We start from the raw sequence: 24,026 nt of genomic DNA on the forward strand, positions 1-24,026 counted from the left end.
GCGGGCGGCGGCGGACACATCGTGCGACGGGTGTACCGGCTTTCAACGGCAGCCGGTACCGGGAATGATCACAGGTCTTCGATGCGGATGACATGCGGCGGCTCCAGCACCGCATCCAGCGCGCCCAGCGCCGCCAGCAGCCGGGCCATTGCCGCCTCGTCGGTCTCATGGGTGACGATCACCAGCGGCACCGCGTCGCCGGGCGACCGGCCGCGCTGCAGCAGGCTTTCGACCGAGATCTGCTGGTCGCGCATCGCCGCGGCCACGTCGGCGATCACGCCCGGCCGGTCCACCACCATCAGTCGCAAGTAGTAGGCGCCGCGGCGATGGTCCATCGGCAGCACGACGGCGCGTTCGAGCTGCGCGGCCGGGATGCCGAGCACCGGCACCTTCAGGCCGCGGGCCAGATCGACCAGGTCGGCGACGACGGCCGAGGCGGTCGGGCCGGCGCCGGCACCGCGGCCGGTCATCATCACCTGGCCGACGAAGTCGCCCTGCGCCACCACGGCGTTGAACACGCCTTCGACATGGGCGATCGGCGAGGCCTCCGCCACCATGCAGGGATGGACCCGCAGCGACAGCCCCTCATCGGTGCGCCGGGCGATGCCGAGCAGCTTGATGCGGTAGCCCAGCTCCTGCGCATAGGCGATGTCGAGCGCCGAGATCTGGCGGATGCCCTCGATGTGCAGGTCGTCGAACTCGACCCGGGCGTTGAACGCCAGGGCTGCCAGCACTGCCAGCTTGTGCGCGGCGTCGACGCCGTCGACGTCGAAGCTGGGATCGGTCTCGGCGTAACCGAGCTTCTGAGCCTCGGCCAGCACCTCCGAGAACTCGCGGCCCGTGGTCCGCATCTCGGTCAGGATGTAGTTGCAAGTGCCGTTGAGGATGCCGAACACGCCGTCGATACGGTTGCCGGCCAGCCCCTCGCGCAGCCCCTTGATTGCCGGGATGCCGCCGGCCACCGCCGCCTCGAAGGCCAGCGCCACGCCGGCTTCCTCGGCCCGGGCGGCGAGATCCGCGCCATGCACGGCCAGCAGCGCCTTGTTGGCGGTGACCACCTGCTTGCCATGGGCGATCGCGGTCTCGCACACCGCCTTGGCGATGCCGTTGGCGCCGCCGATCAGCTCGACCACCACGTCGATCTCGGGGTCGGCGGCCAGCGCCACCGCATCGTCGTACCAGCGCACGCCGTCCAGCGGGACGCCGCGGTCGCGATGGCGGTCGCGGGCCGAGACGGCGGCGACGACGATGCGCCGGCCGCTGCGCTGGGCCAGCAGCTCGGCATGCGCCTGCAGCAGGCGCAGCACGCCGCCGCCCACCGTGCCGAGGCCGGCGATTCCGATCTTCAGCACCGGCGTCACGATACCGCTTTCAGGCTGACCGGCTGCGGATCGTTGCGCCGCCGGCTCAGGAACGTCTTTATATTCTTGCAGGCCTGGCGGATGCGCTGATGGTTCTCGACCAGGGCGATGCGGACATGGCCGTCGCCGTATTCGCCGAAGCCGACGCCCGGCGCCACCGCCACCCCGGCCTCCTCCAGCAGCAGCTTGGAGAAGGCGAGCGACCCCATGCTGGCGAAGGCCTCCGGGATCGCAGCCCAGACGAACATGCTGGCCTCGGGCTTCTCCACCGGCCAGCCGGCGGCGCGCAGCCCTTCGATCAGCGTGTCGCGGCGCAGGCGGTAGCGCGCCCGCATCTCGTCGACGAAGTCCTGCGGCCCATTGATCGCCGCGGTCGCCGCCACCTGCAGCGGGGTGAATGCGCCATAGTCGACATAGGACTTCACCCGCGCCAGCGCGGCGATCAGGCGCTTGTTGCCGGCGGCGAAGCCGATGCGCCATCCGGCCATGGAATAGGTCTTGCTCAGCGAGGTGAACTCGACCGCGATGTCGCGCGCCTCGGGGATCGCCAGGATCGAGGGCGGCGGCGCCGTGTCGAAATAGATCTCGGCATAGGCCAGGTCGGATAGGATCCAGATGCCGTGCTGGCGACAGAACTGGACGATCGGCCGGTAGAATTCGAGATCCACCACCTCGGCGGTCGGATTCGACGGATAGTTCAGCACCAGCGCGGTCGGCTTCGGCACGCTGTGCCGCACCGCCCGCTCCAGCACCTCGAGGAAGCTGCCCCCTGGCGCGACCGGCGGCAGCGACCGCACCGACGCGCCGGCGATGATGAAGCCGAACATGTGGATCGGGTAGCTGGGGTTCGGCACCAGGATGATGTCGCCCGGGCTGGTGATCGCCTGGGCCAGGTTGGCCAGGCCTTCCTTCGACCCGATGGTGACGACGATCTCGCTCTCGGGGTCGAGCTGAACCCCGAAGCGGCGCTGGTAATAGGCGGCCTGAGCCCGGCGCAGCCCCGGGATGCCGCGTGAGGTCGAATAGCCGTGGCTGCGCGGGTTCTGCGCCGCCTCGGTCAGCTTCTCGATCACATGCTTCGGCGGCGGCCCGTCCGGGTTGCCCATGCCGAGATCGATGATGTCCTCGCCCCGAGCTCGCGCCGCCGCCTTCATCGCGTTCACCTCGGCGAACACATAGGGCGGCAGGCGCTTGATTCGGTGGAAGTCCTGATCGGTCATCGACGTATCCCCCCGACGCCCGTCGGGGCGTCCGGTGCAGAGCTTATTGGGCGAGATAGATTTCGACGCGGGCGGCCTGGCCGTCGGTGATGTTCGGCCGGGTGTCGGCCGCGCCGCCGGTGACGATTCGGGACGGGTCGACGCCGGCCGCTCGCAGCGCCGCGGCCACCGCCTCGGCCCGCGGCTTGGCCTGGGCCGCGCCGTCGCCGGCGCCGTAGCCGACCACCCGCAGCTTCGGGCTCTGCGCCGTCTTGGCGACATTCTCGATGGTGCTGTTGGCCGAGGCCGGCAGGGCGGCGCTGCCGCCGTCGAACTTCACCGTGCCGGCAACCCGGTTGTTGAAGCTGAAGGCCGGCTTCGCCTCCGCCGCCGGGGCCGCCGCGGCCTGGCCGGCCGGCTTGTTGCCGAAGCTGAGCGAGCCGGGCGCGCCCGAGGCGGCGCGGTCGGCCTCGAGCTGGCTGCGCACCGCGGCCTGCTGCTCCGGCGTCGGCAGGTCGGTCGGCTTCTCCGGCACCGTGGCGAGATTGGGGTAGGCCTGCTGCGAGGCCGGGCGCGGCATCGAGTCCATCGCCGGCGGGGCGGCGGTGTTGCGGCGCTGGCCGAAGGTCAACGGCGCGACCGTGCCGGTCGGCTGCTGCTGCGCCTGCTGGGCCGCCGCCTGCTGCTGCGCGGCCTGCTGCTGGCGCTGGAAGGCGGCCTGGCGCTGCGCCTCGATCTGCGCCCGGCGCTGCTGCTGCGCCCCGGCCTGCTGCTGCGCCTGCTGGGCCCGCGCCTGCTGCATCGCCGCGCGGTCGGCGTCGGTCTGGGCCATGGCCGGCAGCGAATAGGTCTTGGTGTCGCCCGCCTGCGCCGTGCCCAGGGGTCCGCCAACGCTGGGCACCGGCGGCTGCTCAGCCACGCCGAGCGGCGTGACCTCGGCGGTCTCGGCCTTCGGCACGGAGGCCTGGACGTCGCCCGCATAGGGCGTGCCGTCGAAGATGCGGCCGCCGCAGCCCGCGAGGACGAGGCCCAGGGCGACGGTAACAACGGCGCCACGGACCGGAAGGCCGGGGCGGGCGGAAGTGATCATGAGAGAGCCGGTGCGACGCATGGGGCACGTGCCTAGCACACTTCGTTGAAAGGGTGGACTGGAAAGAGGATGGCCGTGCAAAGTGGCAGATAAGCGGCATTCGACACCCGAATCCGCGCCTCGGGCAACGCCGCCGCAGACCGGAGATCCTTCCCCATGACCGAGCGCGCCCGCACCGCCCCCACCCGGACAAAGTCCGGCGAAGCTGTGCCTAAGAGTCGGACGAAGTCCGGCGAAGCGGAACCCAAGGCCCGGACGAAGCCCGGCGAAGCCGAGCCGACCGTCCAGGCCAAACCCGGCGCGCCCGTTCCCGAGACCGCGCCGGCGGCTGATCCGGCCGAGCTGGGCCGCCGCATGATCGAGATCGGCGAGCGCAGCGCCCGGCTGATCACCGCTTTCCTGGAGAAGCAGGGCCGCGCCGAGGCGCCGGAGCTCGACCCGCTCAACATCGGCTCGGCCTTCCTGGCCATGACCCAGCGGCTGATGGCCGACCCGACCCGGCTGATGCAGACCCAGATGTCGCTGTGGCAGGACTACGCCACGCTGTGGAGCCGCACCGCCCAGCGCATGCTGGGCCAGGAGGCGGAGCCGGTGGTGGCGGCGGAGAAGGGCGACAAGCGCTTCAAGGACCCGGCCTGGAGCGAGGTCGCGGTGTTCGACTTCATCAAGCAGTCCTACCTGCTGACCGCACGCTGGCTGCAGGGMTCGGTGCGCGAGGTCGAGGGGCTGGACGCCAAGAGCGCGAAGAAGGTCGATTTCTATACCAGGCAGTTCATCGACGCGATGTCGCCGTCGAACTTCGTCGCCACCAACCCCGAGGTGCTGCGCAGCACAGTGGAGTCGCGCGGTGAGAACCTGGTCAAGGGCCTCGAGAACATGCTGGCCGACCTGGAGCGCGGCCAGGGCCGGCTGGCCATCACCATGACCGACCGCAGCGCCTTCGAGATCGGCCGCAACATCGCCGTCACCCCCGGTAAGGTGGTGTTCGAGACCGAGCTGATGCAGCTGATCCAGTACGACCCGGCGACCGAGACGGTGGCGCGGCGGCCGCTGCTGATCATCCCGCCCTGGATCAACAAGTTCTACATCCTCGACCTGAAGCCGCAGAACAGCCTGATCCGCTGGGCGGTCGAGCAGGGCCACACCGTCTTTGTCGTCTCCTGGGTCAACCCGGACGGGCAGCTGGCGGACAAGAGCTTCGCCGACTACATGCTGGAAGGGTCACTGGCGGCGCTCGGCGCGATCGAGCAGGCGACCGGCGAGCGCGAGGTCAACGTCATCGGCTATTGCCTCGGCGGCACGCTGCTGGCCTGCACCCTGGCCTGGATGACGGCCAAGGGCGAGGCGGACCGGGTCAAGAGCGCCACCTACCTGACCACGCTGACCGACTTCACCGATCCGGGCGAGCTCGGCATCTTCGTCGACGAGGAGCAGCTGCGGACGATCGAGACGAAGATGTCCGGCAAGGGCTATCTCGAAGGCTCGGCGATGGCCACGACCTTCAACCTGCTGCGCGCCAACGACTTGATCTGGTCCTTCGTCGTCAGCAACTACCTGCTGGGCAAGGACCCCTTCCCCTTCGACCTTTTGTACTGGAACAGCGACGCGACCCGGATGCCGGCCGCGATGCACAGCTTCTACCTGCGCAACATGTATCAGGAGAACCGGCTGGCGCAGCCCGGCGGCATCACCCTGGCCGGGGTGCCGATCGACCTGACCACGGTGAAGACCCCGACCTTCATGCTGTCGACACGCGACGACCACATCGCGCCCTGGGCCTCGACCTATGCCGGGACCCAGCTGTTCGGCGGGCCGGTGCGCTTCTGCCTCAGCGCCTCGGGCCACATCGCCGGGGTGGTCAACCCGCCGGCGGCGAAGAAGTACTGCCACTGGGTCAACACGCGTACGCCGAAGACCCCGGAGGCTTGGCTCCAAGCCGCCGAGCAGGTCGAGGGCTCGTGGTGGCCGGAATGGCAGAAATGGGTCGCCCGCCACACCGGCGGCCAAGTCCCGGCCCGCCAGCCGGGCGACGGCGGGTTGTCCCCGATCGAGGACGCCCCCGGGCGCTACGTGCGGGCGACATAGGGCTCCAAACCGCTCTCTCTTAACTGTCATTGCCGGGCTTGACCCGGCAATCCAGAGGATGTCGAGACCTTCTGGATGCCCGGGTCAAGCCCGGGCATGACAAGGAGGGAGGGGGCCGGCTCCGCCTCAAGCCGCCAGCTCATCCACCGCCGCATAAGCCCGCCGCAGCTCGGCCAGGCGATCGCCTTCCAGCACCCGGTCGAGATGGATCTCGGGCCGCAGCGTGGCGGTGACGACGACGCGGTAGAGATGGGTCCACGGCCCGGCGCCGCGATGCACCACGGCGTACAGGATCTCGCGCCGCTGCGGGTCGCGCGAGTGGGGACAAAGGCGGTCGTCGAGCCGCTCGACGGTGTCGCCGGGATGGGCCAGCGGGATCGCCGCGGACTGGTATGCAGACATGAAAAACCCTCCATCGCGGTTGCGAGGAGGGCTGACGCGCGGCTTTCGACCCGTTTGGTTGCCGGTCCGGCCGCATCGCCCCTCTTGCGAGAGGCCACCACCTTGCCCGGGAGGCAGGTTGGCGTGGGCGTCAGCCCAGCTCTGGATGCGAGGCCGGGTTTAGCGCGGGCCGCGGCGCGGCGCAAGAGGGATAGAGTGCCCTTGCCTCCGCCCCCCGGATCGTCCGACCCTGGGCCGTCCTCCAGCGGCGAGCCAGCGATGTCCGATCCCTCCCGGCCGGTGCCTGATCTCTTCGCGGCGCGGCCGAACGCCTATGATCGCTTCACCCGGGCCGAATGGGCGGCGCTGCGGGCCTCGACGCCGATGGCGCTGTCCGAGGCCGAGTTGGCCGAGCTGCGCGGGCTGAACGAGCCGGTGTCGCCGGCCGATGTCGCCGACATCCTGCTGCCGCTGTCCCGCCTGCTGAACCTGCACGTCGCCGCCGCCCGCCGGCTGGACGGGGTGCAGGACGCCTTCCTCGGCCGGCCCGGCCCGCCCCCGCCCTACATCATCGGCATCGCCGGCAGCGTCGCCGTCGGCAAGAGCACCTTCGCCCGGCTGCTGCGCCTGCTGCTGTCGCGCTGGCCCGACCATCCGCGGGTCGAGCTGGTGACCACCGACGGCTTCCTGTGGCCGAAGTCGGTGCTGGAGGAGCGTGGGCTGATGCGCCGCAAGGGTTTCCCCGAGAGCTACGATCTGCGCCGCATGATCGGCTTCCTGGCCGCGGTGAAATCGGGCGGGCCGGAGGTCGAGGCGCCCGTCTATTCCCACCTCGCCTACGACATCCTGCCCGGCGCGAAGCAGGTGGTCCGCCGGCCGGACATCCTGGTCTTCGAGGGGCTTAACGTGCTGCAGGCCCCGGCCGGGGCGTCGGTCGTCACCTCCGACTTCTTCGATTTCTCGGTCTATGTCGACGCCGAGGAGGAGGACATCGCCCGCTGGTTCGTCGAGCGCCGCCTGCTGCTGCAGCGCACCGCGTTCCGGGACCCTTCCTCCTACTTCCATCACCAGCGCGACCTGCCGGAGGCCGAGGCCCGCCGCGCCGCCCGGGAGATCTGGGACCAGATCAACGGGGTGAACCTGCGCGAGAACATCCTGCCGACCCGGCAGCGCGCCCGGTTGGTGCTGCACAAGTCCGCCGATCATTCGGTCGACGCCGTCGCCCTGCGCCGGATGTAGCCATGGACCTGCGCCTCGGACCGCTGATCGGATCGGGCAAGGAGGCCGAGGTCTTCGACGCCGGCGATCGGGTGGTCAAGCTGTACCGGGCGACGGTGGCTGCGCCGAAGCTGGCGGCGCTGCACGAGGCGTCGGTGCTGGCCCTGGTCGAATCCCACGGGCTGCCGGTGCCGTCGGTCCGCGGCGTCGGGCAGGCCGACGGCCGCTGGGGCATCGCGATGACCCGGGCCGAAGGCCCGCCCCTCGCCGAAGCCATCCTCCGCGGGCCTGGCGAGGCCGTGGCCGGGCTGGAGCGGATGGTCCGGCTGCACCGGGAGATCCACGGCCGCCCGGCCACGCATCTCGCCGGCCTGAAGCCACGGCTGGCGGCGAATATCGGCCGTGCGGCCGGGATGCTGGGCCGGACCCTCGCGCGCCGGCTGCTGGACACCCTCGCCGGTCTGCCGGATGGCGACCGGCTATGCCATGGCGATTTCCATCCCTGGAACATCCTGGGCCCGCCCGGCCGCGAGGTGGTGGTCGACTGGCCCAACGCCTGCGCCGGCGATCCGGCGGCCGACGCCTGCCGCTCCTATGTGCTGATCCATCCCGCCGCGCCGGCGCTGGCCGCAGCCTATGTCGACGCGTATGCTGCCGCCGCGGGCGAGGGCCGGGACCAGATCCTGGCGTGGCTGCCCGTGGTCGCGGCCGCCCGCCTGGTGGAGGGTGTGCCGGACGAAATCAAGGCGCTGATGGCGATGGCTAGGTCGGAATCACCGCCCTGACCCCCGGCCGAATCCGCGGCAAACGGCGGGTTTCCGGCCGATTTCGTCGTCGAACTTGCCAATTCGCGCATCCTCCCCCATGTTTAGAGGGTCATTCTGGTTCGGACGGCCGGCCTGCCATGCCCTTGCGGCCGCGGATCCCTCGCCTTCCCCCGTTACCGTCTGATGCGTCGTGCGAGTTCGTGCGGCGCGACCCTTAGTTGGAGGAAAGCGATGCCGATCGGCACCGTCAAGTGGTTCAACAGCACCAAAGGCTTCGGCTTCATTCAGCCGGAGAGCGGCGGCCCGGACGTGTTCGTCCACATCTCGGCCGTTGAGCGCGCCGGCCTGCGTGGCCTGAACGAAGGCCAGCAGATTTCCTACGAGGAGCAGCGCGACCCGAAGCGCGGCAAGACCTCGGCGGAGAATCTGAAGGCCGTCTGAGCCTTCGAGCTGCAGAGCGGAACAGGAGCGCCCGCTCGTCGGGCGCTCCTTTTCTTGTGACAGACCTGCGATACTGCGGAAGCGTCGCGCCAGAGGGAGGCGGTCATGCCGTTCAAGCCGAACTACAATCAGCAGCGCAGCGAGCGCAACCGCGCCAAGGAGCAGAAGAAGCAGGAGAAGCTGCAGAAGCGCGAGGAGGAGAGCGCCCGCCGCAAGGCCGGGCTGGATGGCGACGCGCCCCAGGATGGCGACATGCCCCAGGACGGCGACACGCCCCAGGACGACCAGACCGAGTCGTCCTGACCCGAACCGTCACCGGAGTGCCACCATGGCCCGGAGCAAGAAACAATCCAATGACAGCACCTTCGTGCTGTTCAACGTCGTCTACCAGGACGGCACGCTGAGCTCGAACCGCAAGGTACCGCGCGCCGAAGCCGATGGGCTGGACGGCGAGGCCCCCGTGCGTGCGTTCATCGAGGCCCAGGACCGCAAGATCGCCGAGATGTCCGGCAATCCCCGCGGTCCGATCAAGACCATGACCCGCCTGCGCGGCCAATAGCCGACCGGCGCGGCGGCCCGAGAGCCGCCGCCTCTCCACCTCATCCCATCCACGTCGCGCTGAATTTTGCGTGGCTGCCGTCATTCAGGCGCAGATTCAGCCACTGGTCGACGAAGGCCTTGAACACCACGTCGCCGCGCGGCAGCAGATAGGCCTTCTCGGCGAAGGTGAAGGGCTGGTCCGGATGCACGGCGCACAGGCCGGGGCGCAGCTTCTGCTGCAGCCGGGTCTCGCTGGCATCGGTGATCATCACATCGGCCCGGCCGGCCAGGATCTCATCGAAGATCTTGGTGTTGTCCGGGAAGATGGTGATCTCCGCCGATTTGATTCTCTCGCGCACGAAGGCCTCGTTGGTGCCCCCTGGTGGCTCGATCACCCTGACGCCGGGCTGGTCGATCTGCTCCACCGTCTGGAATTTGTCGATAGTCTCGCACCGGGTGATCGGCGTCTTGCCGTCGACATCGATCGGGATGCTGAAGAAGGCTTGCTTCTGACGCGGCAAGCTCACGCTGATGCCGCCCATCGCCATGTCGCAGGCGCCGCCGGTGAAATCCGCCATCAGCGTCTTCCAGCTGGTCTTGACGAACTCCACCTTCACCCCGAGCGCGGCGGCCAGATCCTTGGCCATGTCGATGTCGATGCCCTCATACTCGCCCTTGGCCGGGTCGAGATAGGTGAAGGGCTTGTAGTCGCCGGTGGTGCAGACCTTCAGCACTCCGGCCTTGGCCACGGCGTCGAGCGTGTCGACGCGATCCGCCGCGGCCGCGGCGGCAGGCAGAACGAGCAGCAGAGCGGCGGCGGCAAGCAGGCGCATGATTCCTCCCGGATCTGATTCGGCTGGGATCTTAGTCGGACGAATGGGATGCCACCAACAGCCTCGTCCGCGCGGCCGGTCGCGGCTACCATCGCCGCCATGAAGCTGATCGCCTACACCATCGGCGGGACCCATCTGGAGATCCGGCCGGCCCCGGCCACGCGCGACTGGATGTCGGCGACGCCGGAAGGCTTCGCCTATCGCTGCCTGCCGCTGAACATCGCCAACGCCCATGGCTGGGAGATCCTGTGCCCGGCCCCGATCCGGGCCTGGTGGGATGGCGGCACGGCTCCGGAATCGGTGCGGGTCGAGGCGTCCGAAGACGGTGCTGCACCGGCGGTCGGGCATTTCGGCAGCGGCATCCTGACCTTCCATGTGCCGCTGCTGCTGCGCACCGAGCCGGGCTGCAACCTCTGGGTCTCCGGCCCGACCAACGCGCCGAAGGACGGCATCGCGCCGCTGACCGGGGTGGTCGAGACCGACTGGTCGCCCTATGGCTTCACCATGAACTGGCGCTTCACCCGGCCGAACCACCTGGTCGAGTTCGCCGCCGGCGAGCCCTTCTGCCTGTTCTTCCCGCTGGCGCGCGACGCGGTCGAGGCGGTCGAGCCGGAGGTCCGGCCGCTGTCCGACGACCCGGCGCTGGAGGCGCGCTACTGGGCCTTCCACCAGGGCCGCACCGATTTCCTGGCCGACCTGCCGGTGCCCGGCACCGACGCCAATGAGGCGAAGTGGCAGAAAGGCTATTACCGCGGCCTGGACACGGACGGCACCCCGGCGGCGCAACACCAGATCAAGCTGCGGCTGAAGCCGTTCAAGGAGGGGTGAACCTCAGATAGAGACAGGTCAGCCTTTTTGCGTTGCCTCTCCCGCCTGGCGGGAGAGGTCGGGCGTCCGCAGGACGACCGGGTGAGGGCTGGCCCGGGGCTCGACAAAGAACCCTCACCCGGAGACGCTTCGCGTCTCCGACCTCTCCCGCAAGCGGGAGAGGCAACGCGCATAGCTAAGCGCCAGCCCTCGTCTCCGCCGCCATCGCCCCCGCCTCGTCCCCCGCCAGCCGCAGCGCACGCGCCGTGAGGCGCCAGTTGAACGGGCTGCCGGGCTTGGCCTCGGTGCGTTCCGCCGCCAGCCCCCGCGCCAGCTCGGCCTGACCGCCGCGCAGCGCCGCCTCAACCAAAGTGAGGGCCAGCACGTCGCGCTGGGCGTGGCTGCCGCCGAAGCGGTGCGCCACCGCCCGCACCGGCGCCAGCAGCTCGACCGCCGCGGCATAGTCGCCGGCACCGAAGGCGCGCAGCGCCTGGCACACCGGCAACCCGACCGCGGCCGTCATCGCCGCATTGGTGCCGCCCGCCGCCGCGCTTCGGGCCTGCGCCGCCAGCAGCCGGTCGGCATCGGCGTCGCGGCCGGTGGAGACGAAGGCCATCATCGCGTGCATGTCGTTGAAGGCGTAATAGCCGTCCTCGGCCATCGGCGCCCAGGTCTCGGCCAGCTCGGCCCAGCGGCCGCCGGCGTCGACTCCGCGCAGATGCAGCCGCCACAGCAGCGCCGTGGCATCCAGCGTCTCCAGCGCCACCGGCGAGGGCTGCGGCCGGATCGCCTCGTCATACAGCCGCAGCACCGTCGCGGTCTCGCCGAGGTCGAGATGGTACAGCGCCAGGTGCCACCAGTTGTGGAAGGCGAACATGTTGTCCGGCGCCCAGTCGCCGGTGCGGCCGGTCAGCCAGTCGACGCCCTCGGGCAGCCGGCCCTGCATCTCCATGACATGGGCCACGGCGTGGATCGCCCAGGGATCGCGCGGCTGCAGCGCCACGGCGCGGCGGCCGGTCGCCTCGGCGGCGCGGTAGTCGCCGGTCTCCTCCAGCCCGAAGGCGTGCATGCCGAGGATGTAGCCGTAGCCCGGCACCGATTCGTCCCAGCCCGGCAGCGCCCGGGCGATGCGGTCGCGCAGCAGCTGGGTGTGGCCGAGATAGAAGTCGCCGAGATGGGCGGCCTGCAGCGCCAGCCCGTCGCGCGGCCAAGCCTCCGCCACCCGGCCCCAGGCGTCGACCGCGCCGGCGAAATCGCCGTCCAGCCAGGCCCGCAGCGCCGCGATGTGGCCGCGCTCGCGCTCATTGGCGCCGGCCGCCAGCGCCTCCGCCGCGTCGACGCTCTGGCGCAGCGGCGCCTCGGCCGCCTTCTCGGTCGCCAGCGCCATCAGCGTGCCGCGCAGGCAATGGCCCATGACGAAGCCCGGATCCTCGGCCAGCGCGGCCTCGATCTCCGCCAGTGGGTCGCGGAAATAGCTGTGCAGCCGGTCGGCCGCCGCCTCGTAGCGGTCGAGCGCGGCACGGCTGGTGGTCGAGACCGGAATGCCCCGGCTGTCGGTAAGACCCATGACCCGATCCTCTCATGCTCTGGATCAGGATAGCCTAGCCTGCCTGCCCCGCGCTGCTTGTAACCTGCGTTACCCCCGAAATGGCGAAGCCCCCGTCCGGGCGGCGGGGGCTTCGGTGCTTGTCCTTGCGGCTGTAGAGCTTGCCGGACGGGACGATCTTGTGGCCGAGCCGGCGGGCGATCAGCGCATGCGGATCGCGCCGCTTCGGCCCGGCCTTCGGTGGCACGGGCGTCTTCATCTGCCTCTCCTTTCGGGCTGGGCCGCCGTGATATGGCGCTTTGCCGGTCCAGCGCAAGGCCGCGATGCCGTCTGTCAGGAAATGTACGGAAACGCGAAACAACTGGCACCGGACAGGTGTTCATGCGACGAGTAAGCTCGTCACGAACGCCGCCGCGGACCGCTCGAGAACCGGGCCCCAGCAAAACCGAGGCACTCATCACGCGTACGAACGATTCTCCGGACTCCACCCGATCCAGCTGGTCGGCGCGGATCCGGCGCATCCGCAAGCACTATCGGCGCCACGGCCGCCGCCACCTCGCCACGGTCACGCAGGCACTGCCCCTCTATGCCCTGTATGGGGTGATGCGGGCGCTGCCGCTCGACCTCGCCTCCGCCCTCGGCGGCTGGGTCGGCCGCACCCTCGGGCCGCGCCTCGGCGCCTCGCGCCGGGCCGACGCCAATCTGCGCCTGGTGATGCCGGAGCTGTCGGCCGCCGAGCGCGGGCGCGTGATCCGCGGCATGTGGGACAATCTGGGCCGGGTGATCGCCGAGTTCCCGCATCTCGGCCAGCTGCGGCGCAGCGAGGCCCGCCGCCCCCGGCGCATCAAGGTCGAAGGGATCGAGCATTTCCTGGCCGCCCGCGACGGCGGCCGCGGCGTGGTCATGGCTATCGGCCATTTCGGCAATTGGGAGGTCGGGGCTGCCGTTGCCGCCAATCACGGCGTGCCCTTCACCGCCATCGCCCGGCCGCCGAAGAACCCGCTGGTCGGCCGGCTGCTGCACCGCATCCGCAGCTCCGTCGGCACCATCATGCTGGAAAAGCGGATGGAGGGATCGGACGCCAAGCGCGCCCTGTCGGTGCTGCGCGCCGGCGGCGTGCTCGGGATGATGGTCGACCAGCGCTACAATGGCGGGCTGAAGGTGCCGTTCATGGGCCACGACGCCATGACCTCGCCCGGCGCCGTGGCCATGGCCTACCATCTCGACTGCGCCGTGATCCCGGTCAGGATCGAGCGGCTGGCGGGCGCCCGCTACCGCGCGGTGTTCGAGCCACCGCTGGCGATGCCGCGCAGCGGCGACCGCAAGGCCGATATCGAGGCGGCGACGATCGCGCTGAACGAGGTGGTCGAGGGCTGGGTCCGCGCCCGGCCCGAGCAGTGGCTGTGGCTGCACAAGCGCTGGATGATGCCTCGCCCGCGCAAGCTGAGGCAACGCGTGCGAGCCTACAAGGCCAGCCTGGCGGCGCTCAAGGACTGAGGGCTACAGCGCCGACCCGGAATCCAGCACCACATTGGCGCGGTATTCGACGCCGAGCGCGACATAGCCCTCCGCCAGCTTGCGGTGGTGCTCGTGCTCCTCGTCGGTCAGGGCGCGCACGAACCGCGCCGGGCCGCCGGCCCAGAGCTGGCCGGCCGGCACCCGCTTGCCGGGAGTCAGCAGCGCCCCGGCCGCGACCATGGCACGGCTCTCGACCACCGCCCGGTCCATGACGCAGGCCTTCATGCCGACGAAGCTGCGGTTCTCCAGCGTGCAGGCATGGATCAGCGCCATATGGCCGATGGTGACGTCGTCGCCGATATGAGTCGGGCCGTCGGCCGAGGCGACATGGATCACCGTGCCGTCCTGGATGTTGCTGCGGGCGCCGATCCGGATCGGCTGCATGTCGCCGCGGATGACGCAGCCGAACCAGACGCTGGTGCCCGGCCCGATCTCGACATCGCCGATCACCACGGCGCCGGGCGCGATGAAGGCGTCCGGCGCGATCCGCGGCTGCTTGTTGCGATAGGGCAGAATCACCGCACCTGCGGCCATGGGGCTCAGGCCGCCTGCGACCGTGCCGGAAGCAGCCCGGCAGTCGGCGCCAGCCCCAGCGCCAGGTTCATGTTCTGCACCGCGGCACCCGACGCGCCCTTGCCGAGATTGTCGAGCTGCGCCACCAGCAGCGCCTGCGGTTCCTTGGCGTTGGCGAAGACGAACAGCCGCAGCTGGTTGGTGCCGTTCAGCGCCTCGGGCTCCAGCTCCGCCAGCGCCTCGGCATCGGCCAAGGGCGCGACCGAGACGAAGGCCTGGCCCTGGTAATGCTCGGCCAGCGCCGCATGCAGGTCGGCGGCCGAGGGCCGCTTCGGCAGCGCCCACAGCTGCAGCGGCAGCGACACCAGCATGCCCTGGGCGAAAGTCCCGACCGAGGGCACGAAGATCGGCGCATGGTTGAGGCCGGACCAGCGCTGCAGCTCCGGCACATGCTTGTGCGCCAGCTTCAGCCCATAGAGGTAGAAGGGCGGGCCCTTCTTCTCGACCTCGTAGCGGGCGATCAGGCTCTTGCCGCCGCCGGTGTAGCCGCTGACCGCGTTGACGGTCGCCGGGTGGTCCGCCGGCACCAGGCCGCGGTCGATCAGCGGCCGCAGCAGGGCGATGCCGCCGGTCGGGTAGCAGCCGGGGTTGGAGATGCGCTTGGACTTCGCCACCGCCTCGGCCTGGCCGGGCGCAAGCTCGGGGAAGCCGTAGGTCCAGCCCTCCGCGGTGCGATAGGCGGTCGAGGCGTCGATCACCCGCACATCGGGGTTCTCGACCATCGCCACCGCCTCGCGCGCGGCGTCGTCGGGCAGGCACAGGATCGCGGCGTCGACCGAGTTCAGCAGCCGCCGGCGCGCCGCCGGATCCTTGCGCTCGGCATCGGCCAGGCTGACGATTTCGACATCGGCGCGACGGGCCAGACGGTCGCGGATCTGCAGCCCCGTCGTACCAGCCTCGCCATCGATGAACACCGTCGCCGGCATCGCCTTGCCCTCGGTCAGAATGAGTCAGCGATGACTTAACACATTCCGGGGGCCGGCCGAACCGGCTTCGCCGTCATTTCCGGATTGCGTCAGACGCGCCCGGCCTTCAGCTCCCGCAGCACGGTCGAAATGCGGTCCAGCGCGGCCGGCGCGTGCTCGTAGCCATGGGTGATGCGCAGGTGATGCTCGGCGCCGAGATACACGCCCGGCGCCACCAGCACCGACGCCTCGCGGCGGATCGCGTCCGCCACCGCGACCGAGGACAGGTCGAGATGGACCCGGACGAAGCCGAGTGCCGTGGCCGCGGGCGGCACCGCCGAGACCAGGTCGGAGTTGGCACCGATCCAGCGCTCCAGCCCGGCCCAGCCGCGGCGCGACAGCTCGCGCTGCCGGGCCATCAGCCGGGTGCGGTTCGCCGGCTCCAGCGCCAGCTCGGCCAACAGCATCGACGGGCCGGCGGTGGCGATGACGACATATTCGTGCCGGCGCCATGCGTCCTCGACCAGCGCCTTCGGCCCGACCAGCCAGCCGATGCGCAGCCCGGCCAGGCCATAGGCCTTGGACAGGCTGCCGACCACCACGGTGCGCTCGTAGCTGCCCCAGAAGCTCGGCGTCTCGGTGTCGGCCAGCCGCTCGGTGCCGCGATAGACCTCGTCGACATGCAGCCAGGCGCCGGCCTTGGCCGCGATGGCCGTGATCCGCGCCACCTCCTCCGCCGTCAGGATGCTGCCGGTCGGGTTGTTCGGGTTGACGATGGCGATCATCCGGGTGCGCGGCCCGACCGCGGCCTCCAGCGCGTCGAGATCCGGCCGCCAGCCCTGGTCGGGCAGCAGCGGGAAGCTCTTCACCGTGCAGCCGAGGTTGCGGGCGATGCCCCAGACCTGGCGGTAACCCGGCTCCATCACCACCACCTCGTCGCCCGGCGACAGCAGCGTCTGGCACAGGATCTGGTTCGCCTCGGACGCCCCGGCCGTGACCAGCACCTGGTCGGCCGTGGCGCCCTGGTACAGCCCGGCGATCCGCGTCCGCAGCGCGTCGGTGCCGTTGACCTGCGGGTAGAACAGCACCTGGTCGAGCAGCCGGTCGACCGCATCCGGCCCCAGCACCTCGCGCACCGCGGCGCAGCGCACCGAACTGTCGGCGAGGTTGTACTCGACCGTGTGCTCCCACTCCGACTGCCACTGCTCGAGCTCGAAAGGCTGGAAGGTCATTGCCGCATCCCCGAAATCCGTCGCCACGCCTACTGCAATATATTACATATTGATCGGCAACAAGATGCGAATGGAGAGAGCGCCGGTGACATCGTCGCAGGAGGTGCTGCAGCGGATCGCCCAGCGGCTGCGGCAGGAGCGACAACTCCGCGGGCTGAGCCAGGCGGCGCTGGCCGAGCGCAGCGGTGTGTCGCCCCGCATGCTGGCGCTGATCGAGAAGGCCGAGACCAACCCGAGTATTGCCACGCTGGCGGAGATCGCGGCGGCGCTCGGCATCGGCTTCGGCGAGCTGGTCGGCGGCGAAGCGGCGGCCGCGGCCCGGGTGATCCCGCCCGCGGAGTTCGCGACGATGTGGCAGTCCGAGTCCGGCAGCGCCCGGCTGCTGGCCTCCGGCGGCCGGGCCGAGCTGTGGGACTGGATGCTCGAAGCCGGCACCCGCTACGAGGCCAGCCCGGACCCGGCCGGGACGGTGGAGCTGATCCAAGTGCTGGAGGGCACGCTGGTGCTGGAGGTCGACGGCACCACCCTCGCCGCCCCCACCGGCCATGCGCTGCGCCTGGCCAGCGACCGTCCCTACGCCTATCGCGCCGAGGGCGGTCCGGTGCGCTTCGTCAAGGTGGTGAGCCCGGTCGGCCGGGGCTGAGTCACACTGCCTCACCCGCGAAAGTATGCTTGCCTCGCCTGGCTTCGGCCGGCACCATGCGGGCCGCGGACCCTACCAGAGCGGCGATCGGATGACTCCATCGCGACGCAAGGCCGTGCTGGCCATCGTCGCCGGCAGCCTGCTGATGACGGCCGTGCCGGCCACCAATCCTCCGGCGCCGGAGCTGGCTGTCTCCTCGGTCCCGTCCGTTACCCCCGGCATCCCGCTCCGCCCGGACGTTCCGGCCGACATCCCGCATCTCGGCGACCACGCCTTCGCCGAGCTGCTGGCMGCGGCCGAGAGCAGCCGCGATCCGCTGCAGATGAACAAGGGCGGCTATGCCGGGCTGTTCCAGCTTGGCGAATCGGCGGCGGCGATCGCCGGCATCTATGATCCGGGCGAATCCTTGTCGACCGAGGACAGCCGCAACCGCTGGCGCGGCACCTTCCACATCCCGGGCTATCCCGGGGTCCGGTCGATCGGCGATTTCCTCGATACGCCGGCGGCCCAGATCGCGGCCTTTCGCCTGCATCTCGGCCATCTCGACCGCGAGATCGCCCAGCGCGGTTTGGACCGGCGGATCGGCGGCTATGTCGCCGGGGTGCCGATCACCTGGGATGGGTTGCGGGCCATGATGCATCTGGGCGGGCCGGACGGGACCGAGCGCTTCATCGCCACCGCCGGCGCCTACGACCCGGCCGACGACAACGGCGTGCGGATCAGCGATTACGGCCGCCGCTTCGCCGGCGTCACCGCCATCCAGCCGACCAAGCCGGCGGTGATTCCGACCGTGGCGACCACGGTGGCTGCCCCTGCCCCGGCCGGACCCGCCCGCCCGGCCGCGGTGACGCCGACCCTGGTCTCGACCACGCCCTCGCCGCGAAGACGCCCTCCGGAACGACAAAGGGGCGCCCGAAGGCGCCCCCCTGCCAACCCAAATGGGCCGAACACGAAATCCGGAGACCGGATCAGCGCTTGGAGAACTGGAAGCTCCGGCGGGCGCCGGACTTGCCGTACTTCTTGCGCTCGACCACGCGCGAGTCGCGGGTGAGGAAGCCGTGCGCCTTCAGCGCCGGGCGCAGGCCCGGCTCGTAATGCTCCAGCGCACGGCTGAGGCCGTGCCGGACCGCGCCGGCCTGGCCGGAGAGGCCGCCGCCCTTGACGGTGCAGATGACGTCGAACTGGTTCGCCCGGTCGCACACCTCGAACGGCTGCTTCAGCAGCATGCGCAGCACCGGACGGGCGAAGTAGATCTCCTGGTCGCGGCCGTTGACCGTGACCTTGCCGGTGCCCGGCTTGATCCAGACGCGGGCGACCGCGTCCTTGCGGCGGCCGGTGCCGTAGGAGCGGCCCTGGGCGTCGCGCTTCGGCTCCACCGGCGCGGCGGCCTCGGCCACGGCGCCTTCGAGGGTCGGCTTCAGATCGGAGAGGGACTGCAGATCGGCCACGGCCTTACCTCTTGTTCTTCGGATTCATGGCAGCGACGTCCAGCGCCTCGGGCTGCTGCGCCTCGTGCGGATGCGACGCACCGGCATAGACCTTGAGGTTGCCCATGACCTTACGGCCCAGCGGGCCGCGGGTGATCATGCGCTCGACCGCCTTCTCGATCACACGCTCCGGATGGGCGCCATCGAGGATCTGGCCCTTCGACCGGCCCTTGATGCCGCCGGCATAGCCGGTGTGCCAGTAGAAGATGCTGTCCTGGCGCTTGTTGCCGGTCAGGCGGACCTTCTCGGCATTGACGACGATGACGTTGTCGCCGGTGTCGACGTGCGGGGTGAAGATGGTCTTGTGCTTGCCGCGAAGGCGCATCGCGATGATGCTGGCGAGCCGACCGAGAACGACGCCGTCGGCGTCGACCACGATCCACTTCTTCTCCACCTCGGCGGGCTTGGCGGAATATGTCTTCATGACGGGCCCTTGATCGAGGGTCGGGAACGGATGCCGCCGGACACCCCTGGGGAGGGGCCCGGCGAGAGGCGGCTGTCTACGCGCCCAGCCTGCCCACGTCAACGGAAAAAAGCGGCGATCCGACAGTGACTTAGCGGAACGGTATTTGAATACCTTCTTCGTAAGCCGCAGGATCGCTGGCGTTCGGCACTATAGCGACAATCACGCCGCGGCGAAGCCCTGCATCACCAGCCGGACCAGGTCGGCCTGGCGATGGGTGCCGGTCTTGTCGAACACGGCCTTGAGATAGCCACGGACGGTATTGGCGCTGATGCCCCAGGCCTCCGCCAGGCCGCCGACCGTGGCGCCGGAGGCCAGGCGCGCCGCCACCTCCGCCTCCCGCACCGTCAGGCCGAAAGCGGCGATCAGGGCCCGCTCGTCGATGGACCGCGCGGCATCCGGCGCCGCGATGAAGATCGCCGCCCGCGCGGGGCCGCAGCGCCCCTCCGCCGGATCGATGGCGGTGACGGGCGCCACCGTCAGCACCAGCGGCGCCCCGCCCTCCGGATCCGACAGGCACAGCCGGGCCGAGGCCGCGGCGCCGGAGCGCGGCGAGACGGCGTCGGCCGGCCGGGTCACGATCGCGGACATCGCGCCCACCAGTTGGCGCAGGAGATTGGTCTCGGCCGGCAGCGCCGCCGTGAGCCCGGCAGAGGACAGCCGCAGGCCACGGTGCTGCCGGGCGATCTCAGCCGCACGCCGATTGACGAGATGCGGCCGGCAGTCGCGATCGACCAGGATGACGCCGCTATCCAACGCCTCCAGCACCGACCGGCTTTCAGCGACCTGCAATTCGCTTGCAGCCAGCCGCCGGCGCAGCCGCTGCGCAGCCGCGAAATGCGGCATCACCAGTTGCAGCGCCTGCAGCTCGGCCGGCGCGAAATCCCGGACCTTGGGCGGCCGGCAGACGGCGACGGTGTGCGACCGGTTCCGTCCGTGCCAGGCGAAGACGCCGGCGCGGAAGCCGTTCATCGGCCGGACGATCTCGTTGTACATCTCGGTGCGCAGGAACTCGGAATCGGCCACCAGGCTGGACGACGCCACCGTCCGTTCCGCCGGGATCGAGCGCAGCCAGGCCTCCGCCGGGCCGCCGCTTGAGGCCGCCTCGGCGAAGCGGTTCAAAGGATCGCGATCGACGCCGACACCGACGCCCGTGGCCGGCCGTCCTGCCTCCCGGGTCAGCAGCACCGCATGGTCGGCGCCGACCAGCCCGCGGACCGCTTCGAGGCCGTCCGCCCATCCCTCCGGCCGCAGGGCCGCGCCATAGATCCGCTCGACCGCATTGGAAACCGCTTCGGCCAACATGCTCGCGAATACCCCCCGGAAATCATGCGAACGCGCGAAGGGGGCCACAAGGCGAGCGAAAGATGGCAATCCTCGGGACCGGATTGTGGCAACCCGCCATAACTGGCTTGCCGGTTAGCCACGCGGCGGGATTGAATAAGTCCCGGTGGCGTGGGCCACCGGCTCACTCTCACCCACTGTCGTCGGAGCGTGGCCGAAGCTCCGAGGGTAGCGCCCTTGGCCTTGCCGCGCATCCTCTGTTCGGATGACGCCGACGCCGCCGAGCCGAGGCAAGATGATCGGGATCAACAAAGCAGACGGGACGGCTGACATGGCGATCAATGGCGACGGCGAGAAGAACATCCTGAACGGAACCGTGAACGACGACGAAATCAACGCCTATGGCGACGACGACTTCGTTCGGGGCGATTCCGGCGCCGACCTGATCAACGGCGGCTATGGCGACGACTATCTGTACGGTGACCTCGGCGACGACACGATCCATGGCGGCTACGGCAACGACGATCTCGACGGTGGCACCTCCTACGGCGACTCCAATGACGGCAACGACAAGCTCTACGGCGACTACGGCGACGACTACCTCGACGGCTACAGCGGCAACGACCAGCTCTATGGCGGCTATGGCGACGACTACATCGACGACAGGAGAGGCGATTCAGGTGTGTATTCCGGAGATGCCGGAAACGACGATATCTATATCGGCCACAATACCGCAGCCGGTCTAACGACTTACATCTACGGCGGCGGCGACGACGACCACATCCGCTCCGATGGAGACGGCACGCACTACATGGATGGCGGCTCCGGCGACGATTTCGTCTCTCGCTATGCCGTGGGCAACGACAGCCTTTACGGTGGTTCGGGCGATGACGAAATCCGCGCCGGCGAGGGGAGCGACCAGATCGACGGCGGTGACGACGAGGACAGTTGCTCCGGGGATGAAGGGAACGACACGATCGCGGGCGGCGCGGGCGACGATCGGCTCTATGGCTCGGCGGGCTTCGACCGGCTGACCGGCGGCAGCGGGGTCGACTATCTCGACGGCGGCGCCGATGGCGATGTCTATGTCGTCGGCGCGCAGGACTTCTCCCCGGCCGGCGTGTTTCTCGACGAGATCAGGGAGTATGCCGGCGGCGGCATCGACGGGATCGAAAGCTCGCTCTCGCTCTCGCTGTCGCTCGCCGGTTTCGAAGCCATCGAGAATTTGGTGCTGAAGGACGGCGGCACGGCCGTCAATCTGTCGGGCACCGGCAACGCCCTCGCCAATTCCATATCAGGCGGGGTCGGCAACAATGTGCTGTCGGGCCTGGCCGGCAACGACAGCCTTTTTGGGTTCGACGGCGACGATGTCCTGCGGGGGGGATCGGGTGCCGACCGGCTGGACGGCGGCAACGGTGCCGACATCGCGACCTATTGGGAGAGCGCCACGGGCGTCATCGCCAACCTCGCGACCGGCACAGGCGCCGGCGGCTATGCCCAAGGCGATACCTATGTCGGCGTCGAGCACATCACCGGCAGCCAGGGCGCGGACCTGCTGACCGGCAATGCCGGCGCCAACACGCTGCGCGGCGAAGGCGGCAACGACGCGCTTCGCGGCGGCGGCGGCGCGGACTCCCTGGACGGCGGCAGCGGGCTGGACACCGCCTCCTATGCGACGGCGGCCGCCGGCGTCACGGTCAACCTGGGCATCCGGGTCGGATCGTCCGGCGAGGCGCTCGGCGACGTCTACACCGGCATCGAAAACGTCACCGGCTCGACCGGCAACGACACCATCACCGGCGATGGCGGCGCCAATGTGCTGAACGGCTGGGCCGGGCGGGACACCCTGGCCGGCGGCGCCGGCGCCGATCGCTTCGCCTTCTCCGCCGCGTGGCACAGCGCCGTCGGCGCGAATGCCGACCGGATCACCGACTTCACCCGGTCGCAGGGCGACAGGATCGACCTTTCAGCCATCGACGCCAAGACCACGGCGGCCGGCGACCAGGCCTTCAGCTTCATCGGCGCGGCGGCTTTCGGCCATGTCGCCGGGCAGTTGCGCTATATCGCGTCCGGCCCCTCCACCATTATCGCCGGCGACGTGAACGGCGACGGCGCATCCGATTTCCACATCGTGCTGACGCGGGTTCTCGCACTGCAGTCGGGGGATTTCGTGCTGTAGCGGCCGATCACCCGCGCGGCGGGATCGAATAAGTCCCGGTGGCGTGGGCCACCGGCGCGTCCTCACCCTCCGAAAACAGCAGCACCTCGCCGTAAGCCAAGCGCTTGCCGAACTTGAGCAGGCGGGCCTCGGCGATCACCGGCACCAGCGCCGGGCGGCGCAGGAAATTGATTGCCATCGAGGTGGTGACCGCCAGCTCGACCCGCCCGATCCGGCTGAGCACCGCGGCGTAGAGCGCGACATCGGCCAGGCCGAACAGGGCCGGGCCGGTGATGGTGCCGCCCGGCCGCACGAAATCCTCGCGGCAGGGCATCACCAGCGTCGCCGTGCCCGCCCCCAGCGCTGCGACCGTCACGCCGAAAGCGCCGATCAGCGGCACGCCCTCGCGGATGATCGCCTCCATGGTCTCGGCCTTGATCGCCGGCTGCATCGTCCCCCTCCCTCCGGTTTCCGCCAGTAGGGCCGAGCGCGGCGGCCGCCGCAAGCCCGCAGCCGGCCGGCGTGCCGCTGCCCGGCTCTCATGTTTCGGGCGGGAACAGGCCAACGCCGGTGCAGGCCGTCAGGGCTGCGGAACGATCGGGTTGGGCGACGTCACGCCGGGCTCGGCGTTCGGATCGGCCTGGGCTTCCACTGCGGCCGTCGGGTCGCGAACCTCGAGGTTGAACTGATCGCTCGGGCTGCCCGAGGTCGAGCAGGAGGTTATGGCAAGCCCGGCCAGCATGATCGGGAGGAGCACCAGTGCCGGAGTCCGCATGATCCGAATTCCTCGATGGGATGATTGCAACGCAGAGATTGGGACGAAGGGCTTACCGACCGGCGCGGCAAGGGCGAAAGGCACGCCAGCCGCCCGTTCACGCCGGATTCTGTAGCGCCGCCAGTTCATGGCGTCCCGCAACTAGAGACCGCGCCAGGACGGACCACCATCGGACTGACATCTATCCCGGCCGACATATCGGTCGGCCGATTATCCGTAAGTATAGTTGCGCTTCCGGACGGCGCGATCACCAGCCTCGCCGCAGCGGGTACGAGGTCGTTCAAGTAAACACAATGTGCATTGCGCGATCTGCCGGACTTCGTTCATGATACGTTCCATGGAAGCCGCACCAGCAGATCTCGACGTCCAGGCCTATTGCCGCAGCCTCGCGCTGCAGCAGATCCAGATGCTCACCCGCCTGGCCGAGATCGCCATGCAGCTGGCCGAGGGCGAGGGAACCCGCGCCGTCGCGGCCCAGGCCTGCGCCGCCCAGCCCAAATCCGACGAGACCTCAGTGCAGGCGGCCCGTGCCGAGGCGCAGGAGGCCGGGCTGGCCTTCAACCGCTTCTCCCGCACCGTGCAGCGCTCCCTGGCGCTGCGCGCCCGTGCCGCCGACACCCTGTGCGCCCGCGAGAAAACCCAGGCCGCCGAGCGCGAGGCCACCCGCGAAGCCCGCCGTGACGCTCAGCGCTACCAGGTCGAGGAGACCCTGCACGCGGT

General features: G+C 70.0%; 27 protein-coding genes and 1 riboswitch. Of the genes, 12 read left to right on the forward strand and 15 right to left on the reverse strand.

Features of this window, described 5'->3' with window-relative positions; all coding sequences use genetic code 11:
• Window positions 1-68: 68 nt before the first annotated feature.
• The 3 genes from AB4Z01_RS26560 to AB4Z01_RS26570 are packed head-to-tail and all read right to left on the reverse strand — an operon-like array spanning window position 69 to window position 3,650.
• Complete coding sequence (locus tag AB4Z01_RS26560) at window positions 69-1,361, reverse strand: homoserine dehydrogenase (protein ID WP_441698873.1); 1,293 nt, start codon at window positions 1,359-1,361, stop codon at window positions 69-71.
• Window positions 1,358-2,581 carry an LL-diaminopimelate aminotransferase gene (locus AB4Z01_RS26565; protein ID WP_441698874.1) on the reverse strand — a complete coding sequence of 408 codons (1,224 nt, stop codon included), beginning with the start codon at window positions 2,579-2,581 and terminating at the stop codon, window positions 1,358-1,360. The genes AB4Z01_RS26560 and AB4Z01_RS26565 overlap by 4 nt, the downstream gene beginning before the upstream one ends.
• Window positions 2,582-2,624: 43 nt before the next feature.
• The gene (locus AB4Z01_RS26570) at window positions 2,625-3,650 is read right to left on the reverse strand and encodes an OmpA family protein (protein WP_441698875.1); all 1,026 of its coding nucleotides are present in this window, start codon (window positions 3,648-3,650) and stop codon (window positions 2,625-2,627) included.
• 354 nt (window positions 3,651-4,004) lie between these two features.
• Here AB4Z01_RS26570 and phaC point away from each other — a divergent pair, with 354 nt between their 5' ends.
• Window positions 4,005-5,735: a class I poly(R)-hydroxyalkanoic acid synthase gene (phaC, locus tag AB4Z01_RS26575; RefSeq protein ID WP_441698897.1), complete on the forward strand. Its 1,731-nt coding sequence runs from the start codon at window positions 4,005-4,007 to the stop codon at window positions 5,733-5,735.
• A 126-nt stretch (window positions 5,736-5,861) separates the two neighbouring features.
• Here phaC and AB4Z01_RS26580 read toward each other — a convergent pair whose 3' ends face one another.
• Complete coding sequence (locus tag AB4Z01_RS26580; RefSeq protein WP_441698876.1) at window positions 5,862-6,137, reverse strand: hypothetical protein; 276 nt, start codon at window positions 6,135-6,137, stop codon at window positions 5,862-5,864.
• A 44-nt stretch (window positions 6,138-6,181) separates the two neighbouring features.
• Window positions 6,182-6,291, reverse strand: a riboswitch (SAM-I-IV-variant riboswitch).
• Between the two features lie 104 nt (window positions 6,292-6,395).
• Here AB4Z01_RS26580 and coaA point away from each other — a divergent pair.
• The 5 genes from coaA (at window position 6,396) to AB4Z01_RS26605 (ending at window position 9,101) form a co-directional block, all read left to right on the forward strand.
• Complete coding sequence (coaA, locus tag AB4Z01_RS26585) at window positions 6,396-7,355, forward strand: type I pantothenate kinase (RefSeq protein WP_441698877.1); 960 nt, start codon at window positions 6,396-6,398, stop codon at window positions 7,353-7,355.
• A 2-nt stretch (window positions 7,356-7,357) separates the two neighbouring features.
• Entirely contained in the window at window positions 7,358-8,119 is a 762-nt protein-coding gene (locus AB4Z01_RS26590) for a phosphotransferase family protein (protein WP_441698878.1), read from the forward strand.
• Between the two features lie 213 nt (window positions 8,120-8,332).
• A complete protein-coding gene (locus AB4Z01_RS26595; RefSeq protein ID WP_034847508.1) occupies window positions 8,333-8,542 on the forward strand; it encodes a cold-shock protein in 210 nt (69 codons plus the stop codon).
• 105 nt (window positions 8,543-8,647) lie between these two features.
• Window positions 8,648-8,845, forward strand: coding sequence for a hypothetical protein (locus AB4Z01_RS26600; protein WP_441698879.1), 198 nt, complete (start codon window positions 8,648-8,650; stop codon window positions 8,843-8,845).
• A 25-nt stretch (window positions 8,846-8,870) separates the two neighbouring features.
• Window positions 8,871-9,101 (forward strand): hypothetical protein, encoded by a 231-nt coding sequence (locus tag AB4Z01_RS26605; RefSeq protein WP_429231246.1) that lies wholly within the window; start codon window positions 8,871-8,873, stop codon window positions 9,099-9,101.
• A 40-nt stretch (window positions 9,102-9,141) separates the two neighbouring features.
• On the opposite strand, the gene AB4Z01_RS26610 is transcribed toward AB4Z01_RS26605, so the two are convergent.
• A complete protein-coding gene (locus AB4Z01_RS26610; protein ID WP_441698880.1) occupies window positions 9,142-9,915 on the reverse strand; it encodes a transporter substrate-binding domain-containing protein in 774 nt (257 codons plus the stop codon).
• A 48-nt stretch (window positions 9,916-9,963) separates the two neighbouring features.
• Between AB4Z01_RS26610 and AB4Z01_RS26615 the strand changes: the two genes are divergently transcribed.
• The gene (locus AB4Z01_RS26615; protein WP_441698881.1) at window positions 9,964-10,743 is read left to right on the forward strand and encodes a DUF6065 family protein; all 780 of its coding nucleotides are present in this window, start codon (window positions 9,964-9,966) and stop codon (window positions 10,741-10,743) included.
• Between the two features lie 175 nt (window positions 10,744-10,918).
• On the opposite strand, the gene AB4Z01_RS26620 is transcribed toward AB4Z01_RS26615, so the two are convergent.
• Both AB4Z01_RS26620 and AB4Z01_RS26625 read right to left on the reverse strand, forming a co-directional pair.
• Complete coding sequence (locus AB4Z01_RS26620) at window positions 10,919-12,289, reverse strand: tetratricopeptide repeat protein (RefSeq protein ID WP_441698882.1); 1,371 nt, start codon at window positions 12,287-12,289, stop codon at window positions 10,919-10,921.
• A gap of 34 nt (window positions 12,290-12,323) precedes the next feature.
• Window positions 12,324-12,527: a hypothetical protein gene (locus tag AB4Z01_RS26625; protein ID WP_441698883.1), complete on the reverse strand. Its 204-nt coding sequence runs from the start codon at window positions 12,525-12,527 to the stop codon at window positions 12,324-12,326.
• Between the two features lie 122 nt (window positions 12,528-12,649).
• Here AB4Z01_RS26625 and AB4Z01_RS26630 point away from each other — a divergent pair, with 122 nt between their 5' ends.
• A complete protein-coding gene (locus AB4Z01_RS26630) occupies window positions 12,650-13,765 on the forward strand; it encodes a lysophospholipid acyltransferase family protein (RefSeq protein ID WP_441698884.1) in 1,116 nt (371 codons plus the stop codon).
• A 3-nt stretch (window positions 13,766-13,768) separates the two neighbouring features.
• Here the strand turns inward: AB4Z01_RS26630 and AB4Z01_RS26635 are convergent, their stop codons facing one another.
• The 3 genes from AB4Z01_RS26635 to AB4Z01_RS26645 form a co-directional block, all read right to left on the reverse strand.
• Window positions 13,769-14,320: a gamma carbonic anhydrase family protein gene (locus tag AB4Z01_RS26635; RefSeq protein ID WP_441698885.1), complete on the reverse strand. Its 552-nt coding sequence runs from the start codon at window positions 14,318-14,320 to the stop codon at window positions 13,769-13,771.
• Window positions 14,321-14,325: 5 nt separating this feature from the next.
• Window positions 14,326-15,285 carry an N-acetyl-gamma-glutamyl-phosphate reductase gene (argC, locus tag AB4Z01_RS26640; protein ID WP_441698886.1) on the reverse strand — a complete coding sequence of 320 codons (960 nt, stop codon included), beginning with the start codon at window positions 15,283-15,285 and terminating at the stop codon, window positions 14,326-14,328.
• A gap of 89 nt (window positions 15,286-15,374) precedes the next feature.
• Window positions 15,375-16,496, reverse strand: coding sequence for an aminotransferase class I/II-fold pyridoxal phosphate-dependent enzyme (locus AB4Z01_RS26645; RefSeq protein ID WP_441698887.1), 1,122 nt, complete (start codon window positions 16,494-16,496; stop codon window positions 15,375-15,377).
• Window positions 16,497-16,581: 85 nt separating this feature from the next.
• On the opposite strand from AB4Z01_RS26645, the gene AB4Z01_RS26650 reads away from it, so the two are divergent.
• Window positions 16,582-17,139, forward strand: a complete 558-nt coding sequence (locus AB4Z01_RS26650; RefSeq protein WP_441698888.1) for a helix-turn-helix domain-containing protein — start codon at window positions 16,582-16,584, stop codon at window positions 17,137-17,139.
• Window positions 17,140-17,230: 91 nt separating this feature from the next.
• Window positions 17,231-18,190, forward strand: a complete 960-nt coding sequence (locus AB4Z01_RS26655) for a hypothetical protein (RefSeq protein ID WP_441698889.1) — start codon at window positions 17,231-17,233, stop codon at window positions 18,188-18,190.
• Here the strand turns inward: AB4Z01_RS26655 and rpsI are convergent.
• The 3 genes from rpsI to AB4Z01_RS26670 form a co-directional block, all read right to left on the reverse strand.
• The gene (rpsI, locus tag AB4Z01_RS26660) at window positions 18,108-18,587 is read right to left on the reverse strand and encodes a 30S ribosomal protein S9 (protein ID WP_441698890.1); all 480 of its coding nucleotides are present in this window, start codon (window positions 18,585-18,587) and stop codon (window positions 18,108-18,110) included. The two genes, AB4Z01_RS26655 and rpsI, sit on opposite strands and share 83 nt — an antisense overlap.
• Window positions 18,588-18,591: 4 nt before the next feature.
• Window positions 18,592-19,050, reverse strand: coding sequence for a 50S ribosomal protein L13 (gene rplM, locus AB4Z01_RS26665; RefSeq protein ID WP_429231267.1), 459 nt, complete (start codon window positions 19,048-19,050; stop codon window positions 18,592-18,594).
• Between the two features lie 201 nt (window positions 19,051-19,251).
• A complete protein-coding gene (locus AB4Z01_RS26670) occupies window positions 19,252-20,394 on the reverse strand; it encodes a LuxR C-terminal-related transcriptional regulator (protein ID WP_441698891.1) in 1,143 nt (380 codons plus the stop codon).
• A gap of 310 nt (window positions 20,395-20,704) precedes the next feature.
• On the opposite strand from AB4Z01_RS26670, the gene AB4Z01_RS26675 reads away from it, so the two are divergent.
• Entirely contained in the window at window positions 20,705-22,552 is a 1,848-nt protein-coding gene (locus AB4Z01_RS26675) for a calcium-binding protein (RefSeq protein ID WP_441698892.1), read from the forward strand.
• 7 nt (window positions 22,553-22,559) lie between these two features.
• On the opposite strand, the gene AB4Z01_RS26680 is transcribed toward AB4Z01_RS26675, so the two are convergent.
• The gene (locus AB4Z01_RS26680) at window positions 22,560-22,982 is read right to left on the reverse strand and encodes a PaaI family thioesterase (protein WP_441698893.1); all 423 of its coding nucleotides are present in this window, start codon (window positions 22,980-22,982) and stop codon (window positions 22,560-22,562) included.
• 129 nt (window positions 22,983-23,111) lie between these two features.
• Window positions 23,112-23,306: a hypothetical protein gene (locus tag AB4Z01_RS26685; RefSeq protein WP_441698894.1), complete on the reverse strand. Its 195-nt coding sequence runs from the start codon at window positions 23,304-23,306 to the stop codon at window positions 23,112-23,114.
• 337 nt (window positions 23,307-23,643) lie between these two features.
• On the opposite strand from AB4Z01_RS26685, the gene AB4Z01_RS26690 reads away from it, so the two are divergent.
• Window positions 23,644-24,026 (forward strand): hypothetical protein (locus AB4Z01_RS26690; protein ID WP_441698895.1); only part of this gene is annotated, 383 nt, incomplete at its 3' end.

The sequence above is a fragment of the Inquilinus sp. YAF38 genome (genome assembly GCF_052113205.1).
Classification (GTDB): domain Bacteria; phylum Pseudomonadota; class Alphaproteobacteria; order DSM-16000; family Inquilinaceae; genus Inquilinus.